Raw genomic sequence first — 15,633 nt, forward strand, 5'->3', positions numbered from 1 at the left:
AACTTGAAAAGTATGAATGAAATAATCATTAAAGGGGCCAGAGCGCATAACTTAAAAAATATTGATGTTACGATTCCTCGTAATCAATTAGTAGTTGTAACTGGTTTATCTGGATCAGGTAAGTCATCTCTAGCATTTGATACGATTTATGCAGAAGGTCAACGCAGATATGTAGAATCATTATCTGCGTATGCTCGTCAATTTTTAGGTCAAATGGATAAACCTGATGTTGATTCAATCGAAGGACTTTCACCTGCGATTTCAATTGATCAAAAAACGACTAGCCGAAATCCTCGTTCGACAGTTGGTACTGTAACAGAGATCTACGACTATTTGCGACTTCTTTATGCTCGTATTGGAACGCCGATTTGTCCAAATCATGGGATCGAAATTACTTCTCAAACAGTTGAACAAATGGTAGATCGTGTAATGGAGTATCCTGAACGAACGAAAATTCAAGTGCTTGCTCCGGTGGTGTCTGGTCGTAAAGGTACACATGTAAAAGTATTTGAAGAAATTAAAAAACAAGGGTTTGTGCGCGTTCGTGTTGACGGTGAATTATTTGATGTATCTGATGAAATAGAATTAGAGAAAAATAAGAAGCATTCAATCGAAGTTGTAATTGACCGTATTGTTGTAAAAAATGGTGTAGCATCTCGACTAGCTGATTCTCTTGAAACAGCATTAAAACTAGGAGAAGGTCGAGTTATTATTGATGTAATAGGTGAAGAGGAATTACTTTTTAGTGAACATCATGCATGTCCACTATGTGGATTCTCAATTGGAGAATTAGAACCGCGCATGTTTTCGTTTAACAGCCCATTTGGTGCTTGTCATTCATGTGATGGATTAGGAACGAAATTAGAAGTAGATATAAACTTAGTGATCCCAAATGATGAATTAACTCTTAAAGAAAATGCTATAGCACCGTGGGAATCCATTAGCTCGATGTATTATCCGCAATTACTAGAAAGTGTATGTAATCATTACGGGATTGATATGAATATTCCATTTAAAGACATACCAAAAGATCTACAAGATAAAATTCTTTATGGTAGTAATGGCGAACAAATCTATTTTAAATATGATAACGAGCAAGGTCATGTACGTGAAGCAATGATTGAATTTGAAGGGGTAATTTCGAATGTAGAAAGACGTTTTAAAGAAACATCTTCAGATTTTATTCGTGAGCAAATGGAAAAATACATGGCGCAACAACATTGTCCAACTTGTAAAGGGCATCGTCTAAGAAAAGAGGCCCTTGCAGTATTTATTGGTGGCTTGCATGTCGGTGAAGTAACAAAAATGTCAGTTAAAGAAGCGTTTGATTTCTTTGGATCGCTTGATTTAACGCCAAAACAAGAAAAAATTGCAAATCTAATCCTTCGAGAAATTAGAGAGCGTTTAGGCTTTTTAGTAAATGTAGGTTTAGATTATTTAACATTGAACCGAGCTGCAGGTACATTATCTGGTGGAGAAGCTCAAAGGATTCGTTTAGCGACTCAAATTGGTTCGAGATTAACTGGTGTATTATATATTTTGGATGAGCCATCAATTGGATTACACCAACGTGATAATGATCGTTTAATCTCAACATTGTTAAATATGAGAGACATCGGAAATACATTAATTGTTGTAGAACATGATGAAGATACGATGCTAGCAGCGGATTATTTAATTGATATCGGACCGGGAGCTGGTATTCACGGTGGACAGGTCATATCACAAGGAACGCCAAATGAAGTAATGAATGATCAAAATTCATTAACAGGGAAGTACTTATCGGGTGAGAAATTTATTCCTGTACCGCTTGAGCGTAGAAAAGGCGATGGACGTGAAATTAAAATTGTTGGAGCAAAAGAAAACAATTTAAAAAATGTATCAACTTCATTCCCATTAGGTACATTCGTTGCAGTAACAGGTGTATCAGGATCAGGGAAAAGTACATTAATTAATGAGATTTTATATAAATCATTAGCTCAAAAATTAAATGGATCGAAAGTACGTCCAGGGGAGCATAAAGAAATAAAAGGGATTGAACAATTGGAGAAGGTTATTGATATTGATCAATCACCAATTGGTCGTACTCCTCGTTCAAATCCGGCTACTTATACTGGTGTGTTTGATGATATTCGAGATGTATATGCCGCTACGAATGAGTCAAAAGTTCGCGGTTATAAGAAAGGTCGTTTTAGCTTCAACGTTAAAGGTGGTAGATGTGAAGCATGTCGAGGCGATGGAATTATAAAAATCGAAATGCATTTCTTACCTGATGTTTACGTACCATGTGAGATTTGTCATGGTAAACGATATAATCGAGAAACTTTAGAAGTTAAGTATAAAGATAAATCGATCTCTGAAGTTTTAGATATGACAGTTGAGGATGCAGTTTCATTCTTTGAAAATATTCCTAAGATAAAACGTAAACTTCAAACGTTAAATGATGTAGGTTTAGGTTATATTACATTAGGACAACCTGCTACGACTTTATCTGGCGGAGAAGCACAACGTGTAAAACTAGCTTCCGAGCTTCATAAACGTACGAATGGAAGAACTTTATATATATTAGATGAACCTACTACAGGGCTTCATGTTGATGATATTGCTCGATTATTAGTTGTTTTACAAAGACTAGTAGATAATGGGGATACTGTTCTTGTAATTGAACATAACTTAGACGTTATTAAAGCAGCCGACCATCTAATCGATTTAGGACCAGAAGGTGGAGACAAAGGTGGTACGATCGTAGCAACTGGTACACCAGAGAAGCTATGTAAAGTTGAAGCATCTCATACAGGAAAGTATTTAAAAGCAGTTTTAGAACGTGACAAAGCTAGAATGGAAAAAAGATTAGCAGTGATGGAATCTTAATGTGAAAGAGTAGTTGATTGAAACGAAAAGGGTGCTCAACTCCAGTTGAACTAGCTAAGATAGCAAGCATTCTGAAACGGAAATCAACTATTCTTCTTTTTCTTTGTCAGAATGTTGATCTATAATACGGTCAATACTGTAGTGAAAATCAAGCTCACTAAACTCCTTTTACGAAAATTTGGTCATTAATTGACAAGTAGGACTTAATGACATTCTTAGTTCCTTTTACTTGAAAAGTAGTCCACATTTCTTTAATGTTTTAACATAGAATAAATAATGAAATAGAAAAATAGTAATGATAAAAAAATGAGGGCGTATCGATAGAGAGGAGATTTTTGTGAAAAAACTATATCGATCTTCTAAAGATTCTATGCTTGCAGGTGTTTGTGGTGGATTAGGTAAGTATTTTAATTTGGACAGTACATTAATCCGTTTACTGTTTGTAATATTATTCTTCGTAGGGTTTGGGGCACTTCTATTTGTGTATTTAATTTGGATATTCGTTGTTCCAGAAGAAGGTGACGTGAAATAAATGAGATGGTTATTTTCATTAGCTATTAATAGCTTAGTATTTATTGTAGTAGCAGGATTTCTGCAACCTGATTTTTATGTAAAAAATATTCCAACGGCTATCATTGCTGCGTTGGTGTTATCAATCTTAAATACAATTATTCGCCCAATCTTAATTTTAATCACTTTACCTGTAACCATTTTTACAATGGGATTATTCCTGTTTATTATTAATGCATTTACGCTAGAAATTACTGATTATTTATTAGGGGATGCCTTACGAGTAAATGGATTTGGAACTGCTATTATTGCATCGATTCTAATTAGTACATTCAGTATGTTAATTCAATATTTTGTGTTTGGTTCAAAGGACAAAAAAAAGCATAGTCATCGGTAGAAAAAGAGGAGTCTCTTAAGTTAAAGTACTTTTGAGAGTCTTTTTTTTGTTTTTTAGATTAATGGGATTTGCGAACATTATGTGAACTCCGTTGTTATCTAACTGATGCTAAAACTGATTGGAGTTACTTAATATCGTGATAAATTCACTTTTACATTAATGATTTTTAATCGTTTTAGCGTAGTTAGTGACTTGTCGACATTTTCCCGCAAAGTTTAAAAATGGTACAATATGAGTGATAATACATAATTATTAATCCTTAGGAGGCTTGTATGGCTAAATTACGTACAAAGAATTTAGTTGAGTATTTTAAATTAGAGGTTATTAGTGGAAGTGCGGGTTTGAATCGTTCGATTAACACGACTGACTTATCTCGCCCAGGTATAGAGGTTGCAGGTTTTTTTACATACTATCCATCTGATCGAGTACAATTATTAGGGAAAACAGAATTAACTTTTTATCATAGCTTAACTGACGAAGAAAAACATAATCGATTAAGAAAACTTTGTGCAGATGATACGCCTTGTATAATCGTGACACGTGGTTTAGAAATTCCATCCGAATTAATTGAAGCGGGTGAAGAAACTGGCGTACCTATTTTACTCTCAAACAGTAAGACAACTAAAATGTATAGTAGACTTACGAGTTATTTAGAGGCTAAACTTGCTCCAACTACAGCATTACACGGTGTACTAGTAGATATTTATGGTGTCGGTGTATTAATTACTGGTAAAAGTGGAGTAGGTAAAAGTGAAACGGCTCTAGAGTTAGTAAAACGTGGTCATCGATTAGTAGCAGATGATTCAGTAGAGATTCGTCAAACTGATGAGGATACGCTGATTGGTTCATCACCAGAATTAATTGAGCATTTATTAGAAATTCGTGGATTAGGAATTATTAATGTAATGACTCTTTTCGGAGCAGGATCTGTACGTAATTACAAACGTATTACGTTGAACATTGATTTAGAGACTTGGGACTCCCAAAAGGTTTACGACCGAGTTGGCTTAGACGATGAAAAACTTAAAATATTAGATACAGATATTTCGAAAATCACATTGCCTGTTCGACCAGGTCGAAATTTAGCTGTTATTATTGAAGTAGCAGCGATGAATTTCCGTTTGAAAAATATGGGTGTAAATGCTGCTCAGCAATTTGCAGATCGTTTAGAGAAAGTAATTCAAGGCGGTAATAATGTTAGTGATTTAATTTAATGAAAAAGTGGGGAAATTGAAATGGAGTCAAATATTCAGCCATTAGATAAAGTATTTTTACACTTAGGTCCTCTTTCAATAAAGTGGTATGGGGTATTGATCGGTTTAGGTGTTGTATTAGGTTTATGGTTAGCAATTCGTGAAAGTAAACGACGTGGAATACCTGATGATACATTTTTGGATCTTATTTTAGTAGCTCTACCCTCAGCAATTATAGGGGCTAGAATTTATTATGTACTCTTTGAGTGGAGCTATTATTCTAAGCATGTTAGTGAAATTCCGGCCATTTGGCATGGAGGATTAGCTATTCACGGTGGTTTGATTGGAGCATTTATTGCTAGTTACTTCTTTTCAAAGAAAAGAGGCATTTCATTTTGGAAGCTTGCAGATATTGCAGCACCAAGTATTTTAGTAGGCCAAATGCTTGGACGTTGGGGAAACTTCATGAACCAAGAGGCTCATGGTGGACCAGTAACTAGATCATTTTTAGAAAGTCTTCATTTACCTACTTGGATCATTAATCAAATGTATATTGATGGAACATATTATCATCCAACGTTTTTATATGAATCCTTATGGAGTTTGTTAGGGATTATTTTCTTACTAATTTTAAGAAGAGTGAATCTAAGACGTGGTGAAATGATTTTAACTTATTTAATTTGGTACTCAGTTGGTCGTTTCTTTATTGAAGGACTAAGAACAGATAGTTTAATGTTAACAAGTACAATTAGAATGGCTCAATTTATTTCAGTCGTAATTATCATACTATCTATTATCATTCTTGTTTATCGTAGAGTTAAAGGGTTATCGAATGAGCGTTATTTAGACGCATAAGTTTGTAAAACAGGAGTGGGGAGCACGTTGGAAACTTTAAAGAGAGGGTTACTAGTTGGTTTACAAACTTCTTGGAAAATAGGGAAAATAATTTTCCCTATTTCTTTCATTTTAACGATTATTAAAGAAACTGCACTAATGGACTGGTTTGTTAATATTCTTGAACCATTAATGAGTTTTATCGGTTTAAAGGGAGATGCAGCATTAGTATTAGTTTTAGGAAATGTTTTAAATCTATATGCAGCCCTTGGAGCAATGCTACCGATGGATTTAACTGTTAAGGAGGCATTGATCCTTGCAGTTATGTTAAGTTTTTCTCATAATCTATTTGTTGAAACGACAGTAGCTACTGCTGTAGGAGTTCGAGCATCTTTTGTTGTTTTAGTAAGGATTGGATTTGCAATTATATCTGCTATTTGTATTCATTTCTTTTGGTCTGGTGGAACAGAATTTGTTCATAAAGGCATTGCTGTTGCAGAAAGCGTTAACCAGTCAGGATGGGATATCGTTTATAATGCCATCATCTCGTCATTAATTGGTATTTTAAACCTTATTAAAATTGTTTTTCCATTAATGTTAGTTATTCAAATTGCAAAAGACTTTGGGTGGATGAATTATATAACAAAAGCATTATCTCCATTTACTAAATTAATCGGTGTTGAAGCAAAAGCTGGAGTTACATTAGCTGCGGGATTGTTTTTTGGATTAGCTTTTGGAGCAGGTGTTATGATTCAAGCCGTTAAAGAAGATGGTGTTTCGAAACGAGATTTATACCTCGTTTTCTTATTTTTAGTAGCTTGTCATGCTGTAGTAGAAGATACACTTCTCTTTATTCCTTTAGGGATTCCAGTTTTATACTTATTTTTAATTCGTTTCTTTGTCGCATTAGTTGTTACTTGTATAGTTGCAAGAATCGTAGGAAGAGTAGGTAGAAAAACTGAATCAAGTTTAAAAGCTGAAGTGAAATAGAAAGGAATTTCTTATGAAAATTAATACAATCCTATTTGATTTAGATGGTACTTTAATCAATACAAATGAATTAATTATTGCTTCATTCTTGCATACTTTGAATAAATATTATCCTGAACAATATAAACGTGAACATGTTATACCTTTTATGGGTCCAACTTTAACTGAATCATTCTCTACGGTAGATGCAGAAAGAGTTGACGAGTTCATCTCGGAATATCGTAGTTTTAATATGGAGATGCATGATGAGTTTGTCGAGGAGTATGAAACGGTTTATGAGACGATTGAAACTTTACACAAATTAGGATATAAAATTGGGATTGTCACAACAAAGGCACGAAATGTTGTTGAAATGGGTTTAAGTTTTAGTCGATTAAAGCAATTCTTTGATACTGTTATCACAATTGATGACGTGCAAAATGCAAAACCACATCCAGAACCGATTCAATTAGCTTTAAAAAAATTAAATTCTATTCCTGAAGAGAGTATAATGGTGGGCGATAATTACCATGATATTGAAGGTGGTCGAAATGCTGGAACGAAAACAGCAGGTGTTGCTTGGTCACTAAAAGGTAAAGAATTTTTAGCAACTTTTAAACCTGATTTTATGCTTGAAAAAATGAGTGATCTGTTACCAATTTTAGGAATTGATGAGAATTGAGGAAAACGAAACGCTACCTAATTGAAGGTGAAAATTCACTTTGGCAAGTCTACAAGACTGTTTCGTTTTGGAAAACATTTCGAAATACGATTGTCATTGAAATAGCTCGTTATATCCCTTTCTTTAGACTAAAAAACTGGATGTATAGGAATCTCATTGGAATGAAAGTAGGAAAGTATGCAGCGTTTGCATTTAAAGTAACGCCTGATTTAATGTTTCCGGAATTAATTTCAGTAGGTAAGAATTCGATTATCGGCTATAATACAACAATCTTAGCGCATGAATATTTAATTAATGAATATCGATTAGGAGAAGTCATTATTGGTAATAATGTGTTAGTTGGTGCAAATACGACAATCCTGCCGGGTGTCACAATAGGCGATGGTGCGAAAGTTTCAGCTGCAACACTAGTCAACAAGGATGTTCCAGCTGGTGCATTCGTTGGAGGTAATCCGATGGTTATTATTTCATTACCTCAATCTGAAACTACTATTTAAAAAGTGGTTTTCAATATTTTTTGTTTCGGTTAAAATAATACTTTGACAACTTATTTAGATAATGTGGAAATTGTACGTTCGTCTAAAATTCTTATAATTTGGACGGCGACTATTTCCTCTTTTTATGTGATATACTGTGATAAGCTTGAAAAACTGGAGGATCGAATGTCTGAAAATTTGGGGAATCAAACAAATCAATTTCATAATGTCGTTTCGTTCTCGTTACCGAAAGATTATTTCTATGAAAAAGGGATGAAAGCTTATAATAGTAACGATTCTGAACAAGCGATTTATTATTTAAAAAAAGCTGCTGAAAATGAAGAAAATCAAACAGTTCTTATAGATATTTCTAGAAAGCTTTTATCATTACATCAATATCAAACTACAATAACCATTTTAGAATATATTTTAGATAAATTTCCAACAAATGAGGATGTATATTATTTATTAGCATTTGCATTTTTTGAATTAGGATTATTCCAAAAAGCTAATTTGTATGCTCAAAAGTATTTAGAAATTGGCACAGATGAAGAGCAATTAGAAGAACTAGAAGACTATTTAGATATTATTCATAGTGAAGAAGATGATGATTTAAGTATTAATGATGATTTATTAGTGCTTCAAGAGCGAGTTACAAGCTATTTGGCAAATCATGATTGGAAATCTGCTAAAACAACTTTACTTACTATTGTTGATAAGTATCAAGAATTTTGGCCAGCTTATAATAACTTAGCTTTAGTAGAGCTTCATTTAGGTAATCCTGAGGAAGCTGAAAGAGTATTACAATATGTTTTAGAACAAAATCCAGGTAATTTATCAGCCTTAATTCATTTAACAATGCTAAAAAGAATATTAAATGAACAGGAAATTGCTCTGCAATATCTTGAAGGCTTATCAAATATTGTTCCAATCTCTGAAGAGCACCGTCACAAGCTTGGCGTACTTTTCTATCAGTTCAAGAAGTATGAAGAAGCTTATAAGTTATTTAATTTACTTTACATGGAAAGACCAGATCGAGAAATACAGTTTTATTATATGTTCTGTGATGCAGCTTATCAATCTGGAAGAATTGAAACGGCGGAGCGTATTTGGAATTTTGAAATGACAAGTGAATTTGATGATCATGAGGAATTGGCTCCATGGGCTGAAAAAAAACATTCATCAAATGAAATCGAACAATTAATGGCTGAAACAGAGTACCAAGCAAAATACTCCAATTCGAATAGTGAGAGATGGGGATTAATCTATTTTATGAAGGAATATTATTATGAACAAAAATTCAGTTCAATCCTTCAAGATTTAAATCCATTAGAAAATATTGGTCTTGATGAACAATTAGAACAAGTACTTCTAAATAATATGTGTTATCTAGAGCCGCATCCATCACTGAATATTGCGATTAACGGAGCAAAGAAAGTACAAACGACTTGGGAAGAAGATTATATAATACTACGTAATCATCTTCAATTATGGTTTTTCGCTATATGTGAACTTACATTAAAATATAAAGAATTACCTGTAAATGAAGATGTTTTATTAGCTGCTACACATTATCTTGTTGAAAATGAAGTAAAACGTGTATCACAAAAGAAAATTGCAGCAAACTATAATATCTCTACCTATTTATTAAATAAAGGCATTAACGCCATTCGAAGCTTGTTTTAATACCAGATGGTGTTAATGCAAGCTTTCTTTATTTCTCATTAAGGTAAGTATAAATTGGCAGCAAGGATTTGTACTCGATGTGGTAGCCGATTCTAGAATTAAGTATAAGTGCAACTACGCCTCTGACTTCGCCTTAATGGCTCGTCAGTCGAAGAGTTTTCTTTATCATGAGCATATGATTTGTTGTTTTATGTCATCGCGTATTAGGATAGTGATAGTTAATGAAGTAGGGCAATTAGCCATTTAAGTACAAGGAGTGATTAAGAAATGGAAGAAAAAATTTATGATGTTATTATCATTGGAGCTGGTCCTGCAGGGATGACTGCAGCTGTATATACATCTCGTGCAAATCTTTCTACATTAATGATGGAACGTGGTATTCCAGGTGGACAAATGGCAAATACTGAAGAAATTGAAAACTACCCAGGTTTTGATAGTATTTTAGGTCCAGATTTATCAAATAAAATGTTTGATCATGCGAAAAAATTTGGTGCTGAATACGCTTATGGTGACATTAAAGAAATTATCGACGGTAAAGAATATAAAACAATCATTGCTGGTAAAAAAGAATACAAAGCACGCGCAATTATTATTTCAACTGGTGCAGAATACAAAAAAATTGGTGTTCCAGGTGAGCAAGAGCTTGGCGGACGTGGTGTATCTTACTGTGCAGTTTGTGATGGAGCATTCTTTAAGGATAAAGAATTAGTTGTTATAGGTGGCGGAGATTCAGCAGTAGAAGAAGGCGTATATTTAACTCGATATGCTTCTAAAGTTACAATCGTTCACCGTAGAGATCAATTACGAGCTCAAAAAATTCTTCAAGACCGTGCATTTGCAAATGAAAAAATTTCATTTATTTGGAATTCAACAATTAAAGAAGTTAACGGAACTGATGGTAAAGTAAGTAGCGTAACGCTTGTAGATACTCAAAATGGTGAAGAATCTGAATTTAAAACAGATGGCGTATTTATCTATATTGGAATGCTTCCATTAACAAAACCATTCTTAAGTTTAGGTATTACAAATGAAAATGGATATATCGAAACAAATGATGTGATGGAAACAAGAGTACCAGGTATTTTTGCAGCTGGTGATGTTCGTGAAAAAACTTTACGTCAAGTTGTAACAGCTACTGGAGACGGAAGTATTGCTGCTCAAGCAGTACAACATTATATTGAAGAATTAAAAGAAGAATTATCTAAAACTAACTAATCTTGATTAGAAACAATAAATTGAAATATAAAATTAAGTTTTAGAATTGTGAACGAAATTGTAATATTCTGAAACTTATATGTAATTAGGGTGTAACTCTCTTGAAATATAGTTACTGTAATATAGACAATAACCAGAGAGCCCCCTAATATATATAGGAACATGGATATGCGCTTGTCCATGTTCCCTTTTTTTGTGCACTAAAGTATAAATTTGCAGCGACAAAGAAGGACCGGACGCAGTAAGATTTATTATAAGTTTAACTACGCCTTTAGTCTTCGCGAAAAAGCGCGTAAATCAGGTGAGTTTTCTTTATTTGTCTCCGAAAGTGATCGATTTTGTTCCCTCAACCGTAGTTCGAACCCACAAGATTTTTTCCTTTAGCCAGGATCTTTCAGCCCTAATTCCCACTCTTAACAAGTTGTTGTCTGACTAGTTTAACGGTATAATATAGATTGGGCAGTTTCAACCAACTGCAAGTCCAAATTGTAAGTGAGGTATAAGAAATGCAAAGAGTTACACATTGTGTTTTGGTAAATGAAAATAATATCCTCTTGCTACAAAAACCTAGAAGAAACTGGTGGGTTGCACCCGGCGGTAAGATGGAGCCAGGTGAAAACATTAGAGAAGCAGTTGTTCGTGAATATCGTGAAGAAACAGGTGTTTACTTAAAAAACCCTAAATTAAAAGGTGTTTTTACAATTATTATAGAAGAAGATGCTAAGGTAGTGAATGAATGGATGATGTTTTCATTTTTGGCTACCGAGTTTGACGGCGAAAATCAAGATGAGTGTGAAGAAGGAATTCTTCGCTGGCATGCAATAGATGAAGTGAAAAATCTTCCTATGGCAGCAGGTGACTATCATATTATTGATTATTTACTAAAGGGTAAAGAAATTTTACATGGTACCTTTGTCTATACACCGGATTTTGAACTATTAAGATATCGTTTAAATCCTAGTTAACCTAAATTATAGAAAGGGTTGAGTTAAATGCCTACAAGATCACATGTAAAAATGGTTATTATAACTGGAATGTCAGGTGCTGGAAAGACTGTCGTTGTTCAAGCGTTAGAAGATATCGGTTATTTCTGTGTCGATAATCTTCCTCCTGCTCTACTTCCAAAATTTGTAGAGCTATTAAAGGACCCGGATCACAATACAACAGATAAAGTTGCTCTTGTTATGGATTTACGAGGAAGAGAATTTTTTGATCAGTTAGGAAATTCACTAGATCAATTAATGTCTACTCCTTCAATCATCCCTCAAATTTTATTTTTAGATGCAACGAATGCTGCACTCGTTACTCGATACAAAGAAACTCGTCGCTCACATCCACTTTCTCCAACGAGTTCTCCATTAAAAGGAATTGAGTTGGAACGTACTCTTTTAGCCGAGGTAAAAGGGCGTGCACAATTAATTTATGATACTTCAGATTTAAAGCCTAAAATATTACGAGAAAAAATAATTGAACAATTTAGAGAAAATGAACAAGAAGGTTTTTCAGTAAATATTCAGTCATTCGGTTTTAAGTACGGAATACCGATTGATGCGGATTTAGTATTTGACGTACGATTTTTACCAAACCCATTTTATATTGAATCAATGCGTCCTTTAACTGGCTTAGATGAAGAAGTTTCGTCTTATGTTCTTAAATTTAATGAGACAACCGAATTTATGCTGAAATTAATTGATTTAATTAGTTTCATGTTACCTCAATATAAAAGAGAAGGTAAACGACAACTTATCATTGCGATCGGATGTACGGGTGGACAGCATCGCTCTGTTACTTTAGCGGAGTATTTAGCTAACTACTATAAGGATCAATACGATACGAATGTTAGTCATCGGGACGTTGAAAAAAGGAGTCATAAGTAATGGTTAGTCAACGTTCGAAAATAGTAATAATTGGAGGCGGAACAGGACTATCAGTTTTAGTTCGTGGGTTGAAAAAACATCCCGTTGATATTACCGCTATCGTTACAGTCGCAGATGATGGTGGTAGCTCTGGACGATTACGTGACGAGTTAAAAATTCCACCGCCTGGTGATGTACGAAATGTACTTGCCGCATTATCAGATGTGGAACCGATGTTGGAAGAATTATTCCAGCATCGATTTGCAACATCTGGAGACCTTTCTGGACATTCTCTAGGTAATTTAATGCTAAGTGCAATGACTGCGATTACAGGTGATTTTTACCGTGCAATCATTGAAATGAGAAGGGTATTAAATGTTAGAGGGAAAGTTATACCAGCAGCTAATCAAAGTGTCGTATTAAAAGCTGAATTAGAAGATGGCACAATTGTTTCAGGTGAATCAAAAATTCCTTATTCGGGTAAGAAGATTAAAAGAGTATTTTTAGCACCAGCAAATGTTGAACCTTTAAAAGAGGCTCTTGATGAAATTAATCGTGCTGACTTAATTGTAATTGGACCTGGTAGTTTATATACGAGTATTCTTCCTAATCTATTAGTTACTAAAATTGGGAAGGCTGTTGTAAATTCAAAAGCTAAAAAAGTATATGTATGTAATGTGATGACTCAAGCGGGTGAAACTTTGTATTATACAGCTAGTGATCATGTAAGGGCTCTATACCAGCATTTAGACTCAAGTTTTATCGATACAATTATTGTAAATGAAGGCAAAATGCCTAAAAATATTTTAGAACTTTATAAGGAAGAACATGCTCAACAAGTAGAATTAGATATAAATGAGCTTGAATCTTTAAATCTAGAAATTGTTCAAAAGTCGATCGTTAAATATGATGATAATGTGATTAGGCATGATACAGTAAAGTTAGCTGAAATCTTATGTGATCTAATCCCAACAAAAATAAAAGAATAATGAAAAAATATATAGAGCTAGAAGGAGGGGGTGATTCAAATGTCCTTTGCATCAGAAACGAAAAAAGAATTAACAACGATTGAGATCAAAGATTGTTGTTCAAAGTCGGAGCTATCCTCTTTAATTCGAATGAATGGTTCATTATCAATTGCGAATCGCCAATTTATTGTAGATGTAGTTACTGAAAATGCAGCAATTGCTAGAAGAATATATGTATTAATTAAACGTGTTTATGATGTGGACGTTGAATTGCTCGTTCGTAAAAAAATGCGTCTTAAAAAGAACAATGTATATATTGTTCGAATAAAAGAAGAAGCGAAACATATTTTAAATGATCTTTATATAACTGGTGAAGGATTTACATTTACGAATGAAATAGCGAAAGAGCTAATTGCGAAGAAATGTTGTAAACGCTCCTATTTAAGAGGTGCTTTTCTAGCTGGTGGTTCGGTAAATAATCCAGAGACATCTTCATATCATTTAGAAATTTTTTCACTATATAAAGAGCATACGGAAGAAATTTGTCGTCTAATGAATGAGTTCGGATTAAATGCTAAAACACTAGAAAGACGTAAAGGTTATATTACGTACTTAAAGGAAGCAGAAAAAATTACTGAGTTTTTAAATGTTGTTGGTGCACATTCAGCTTTATTAAGGTTTGAAGATATCCGCATCGTAAGAGATATGAGAAACAGTGTTAATCGTCTAGTAAATTGTGAAACTGCGAACTTAAATAAAACGATTAGTGCAGCCTTTAGACAAATTGAAAATATACGTTATATCCAAAGCTCAGTTGGTTTAGATATATTACCGCCAAAGCTACGTGAAATTGCAGAACTTCGAGTAGCGTATGAGGATGTAACATTAAAAGAGTTAGGTGAAATGGTATCTAGCGGTGCAATTAGTAAATCAGGAATCAATCATCGACTACGTAAAATTGATGAAATAGCTGATAAACTAAGAGCGGGAGAACCAATTAAAATAAAATAAAAGTTAAGAGGGAAGAAAAAATGATTGAGAAAAAAGGGAGAGTACTATTAGAAACTGGAATACAGGCTCGTCCAGCTGCACAATTTGTTCAAGTTGCTACGAGATTTCGTTCAGAAGTATTATTAGCTTACAAAGGTAAACAAGTAAACGTTAAGAGTATTATGGGTGTTATGAGTCTTGCTGTACCTCATGGAGAAGAAATTGTAATTACTGTTACTGGTGACGATGAAGTTGAAGCGATGGAAGCTGTAATGGACTTTATCGGAGAAGAAATTTAATGTAATTGGACATTCACAAGTTGGATGTCCAATTTTTTTCTATAAAAAAACTAGCCGAAGAATTACGGCTAGTTTATTATTATTATTATTATTATTTAATAGCTGCAGTATTAGAAATTACTTTATCAATTAATCCGTATTCTAATGCACGATCTGCAGTCATAAAGTTATCGCGCTCTGTATCACGCTCGATCGTATCTAATGGTTGACCAGTACGATCTGCAAGAATTTTGTTTAATTTATCACGTAAGAACAAGATTCGCTTAGCTGCAATTTCGATTTCAGTAGCTTGACCTTGAGCACCACCTAATGGTTGGTGAATCATAACTTCTGCATTTGGAAGAGCATATCTCTTTCCTTTTTCCCCAGCAGATAATAAGAACGCACCCATTGAAGCCGCCATACCAATACAAATTGTAGATACTTGTGGCTTAATAAAGTTCATCGTATCATAAATAGCCATACCAGCAGTAATACTTCCTCCTGGACTATTTATGTATAATGAAATATCCTTTTCTGGATCTTCTGCCGCTAAAAATAAAAGTTGTGAAACAATTGAGTTAGCTACGTTATCATCGATTGCGCTACCTAACATGATGATGCGGTCTTTTAATAGACGAGAGTATATATCATACGCACGCTCACCACGACTTGTTTGTTCAATAACTGTAGGAATTAAATTCATTT

Annotated in this window: 16 protein-coding genes; 15 read left to right on the forward strand and 1 reads right to left on the reverse strand. The window is 33.9% G+C overall.

What is annotated here, in order from left to right; translation table 11 throughout:
- Window positions 1-12: 12 nt before the first annotated feature.
- The 15 genes from uvrA to V5E38_RS23195 all read left to right on the forward strand — a co-directional run bounded on the left by uvrA (window position 13) and on the right by V5E38_RS23195 (window position 14,946).
- Complete coding sequence (gene uvrA, locus V5E38_RS23125; RefSeq protein WP_499213631.1) at window positions 13-2,871, forward strand: excinuclease ABC subunit UvrA; 2,859 nt, start codon at window positions 13-15, stop codon at window positions 2,869-2,871.
- Window positions 2,872-3,208: 337 nt separating this feature from the next.
- Window positions 3,209-3,403, forward strand: coding sequence for a PspC domain-containing protein (locus V5E38_RS23130; RefSeq protein ID WP_025568734.1), 195 nt, complete (start codon window positions 3,209-3,211; stop codon window positions 3,401-3,403).
- On the forward strand, window positions 3,404-3,778 hold the full coding sequence (locus V5E38_RS23135) for a phage holin family protein (RefSeq protein ID WP_025671435.1): 375 nt from the start codon (window positions 3,404-3,406) through the stop codon (window positions 3,776-3,778). It begins immediately after the preceding gene.
- Between the two features lie 272 nt (window positions 3,779-4,050).
- The gene (gene hprK / locus V5E38_RS23140) at window positions 4,051-4,992 is read left to right on the forward strand and encodes an HPr(Ser) kinase/phosphatase (RefSeq protein WP_097973553.1); all 942 of its coding nucleotides are present in this window, start codon (window positions 4,051-4,053) and stop codon (window positions 4,990-4,992) included.
- Between the two features lie 21 nt (window positions 4,993-5,013).
- Window positions 5,014-5,826, forward strand: coding sequence for a prolipoprotein diacylglyceryl transferase (gene lgt / locus V5E38_RS23145; protein ID WP_097973551.1), 813 nt, complete (start codon window positions 5,014-5,016; stop codon window positions 5,824-5,826).
- A 27-nt stretch (window positions 5,827-5,853) separates the two neighbouring features.
- Window positions 5,854-6,795, forward strand: a complete 942-nt coding sequence (locus tag V5E38_RS23150) for a nucleoside recognition domain-containing protein (protein WP_499211605.1) — start codon at window positions 5,854-5,856, stop codon at window positions 6,793-6,795.
- A gap of 13 nt (window positions 6,796-6,808) precedes the next feature.
- A complete protein-coding gene (gene ppaX, locus V5E38_RS23155; protein ID WP_097973547.1) occupies window positions 6,809-7,456 on the forward strand; it encodes a pyrophosphatase PpaX in 648 nt (215 codons plus the stop codon).
- Window positions 7,453-7,953: an acyltransferase gene (locus V5E38_RS23160; protein WP_097973546.1), complete on the forward strand. Its 501-nt coding sequence runs from the start codon at window positions 7,453-7,455 to the stop codon at window positions 7,951-7,953. Before ppaX ends, V5E38_RS23160 begins: the two co-directional genes overlap by 4 nt.
- 165 nt (window positions 7,954-8,118) lie before the next feature.
- On the forward strand, window positions 8,119-9,618 hold the full coding sequence (locus V5E38_RS23165) for a tetratricopeptide repeat protein (protein WP_335479200.1): 1,500 nt from the start codon (window positions 8,119-8,121) through the stop codon (window positions 9,616-9,618).
- A gap of 267 nt (window positions 9,619-9,885) precedes the next feature.
- On the forward strand, window positions 9,886-10,833 hold the full coding sequence (gene trxB, locus V5E38_RS23170) for a thioredoxin-disulfide reductase (protein ID WP_335448213.1): 948 nt from the start codon (window positions 9,886-9,888) through the stop codon (window positions 10,831-10,833).
- Between the two features lie 506 nt (window positions 10,834-11,339).
- Window positions 11,340-11,798 carry an NUDIX hydrolase gene (locus V5E38_RS23175; protein WP_056469826.1) on the forward strand — a complete coding sequence of 153 codons (459 nt, stop codon included), beginning with the start codon at window positions 11,340-11,342 and terminating at the stop codon, window positions 11,796-11,798.
- Window positions 11,799-11,825: 27 nt separating this feature from the next.
- Entirely contained in the window at window positions 11,826-12,710 is an 885-nt protein-coding gene (rapZ, locus tag V5E38_RS23180) for an RNase adapter RapZ (protein WP_335483871.1), read from the forward strand.
- A complete protein-coding gene (locus tag V5E38_RS23185; RefSeq protein ID WP_499211606.1) occupies window positions 12,710-13,678 on the forward strand; it encodes a gluconeogenesis factor YvcK family protein in 969 nt (322 codons plus the stop codon). The genes rapZ and V5E38_RS23185 overlap by 1 nt, the downstream gene beginning before the upstream one ends.
- 39 nt (window positions 13,679-13,717) lie before the next feature.
- Window positions 13,718-14,668: a DNA-binding protein WhiA gene (gene whiA, locus V5E38_RS23190; protein WP_097973535.1), complete on the forward strand. Its 951-nt coding sequence runs from the start codon at window positions 13,718-13,720 to the stop codon at window positions 14,666-14,668.
- Window positions 14,669-14,688: 20 nt separating this feature from the next.
- The gene (locus V5E38_RS23195) at window positions 14,689-14,946 is read left to right on the forward strand and encodes an HPr family phosphocarrier protein (protein WP_025568719.1); all 258 of its coding nucleotides are present in this window, start codon (window positions 14,689-14,691) and stop codon (window positions 14,944-14,946) included.
- 91 nt (window positions 14,947-15,037) lie between these two features.
- Here the strand turns inward: V5E38_RS23195 and clpP are convergent, their stop codons facing one another.
- Window positions 15,038-15,631, reverse strand: a complete 594-nt coding sequence (gene clpP, locus V5E38_RS23200; protein ID WP_097973533.1) for an ATP-dependent Clp endopeptidase proteolytic subunit ClpP — start codon at window positions 15,629-15,631, stop codon at window positions 15,038-15,040.
- Between the last annotated feature and the right edge of the window lie 2 nt (window positions 15,632-15,633).

This window comes from Rossellomorea sp. GAMAL-10_SWC (genome assembly GCF_049568075.1).
Classification (GTDB): domain Bacteria; phylum Bacillota; class Bacilli; order Bacillales; family Bacillaceae_G; genus Gottfriedia.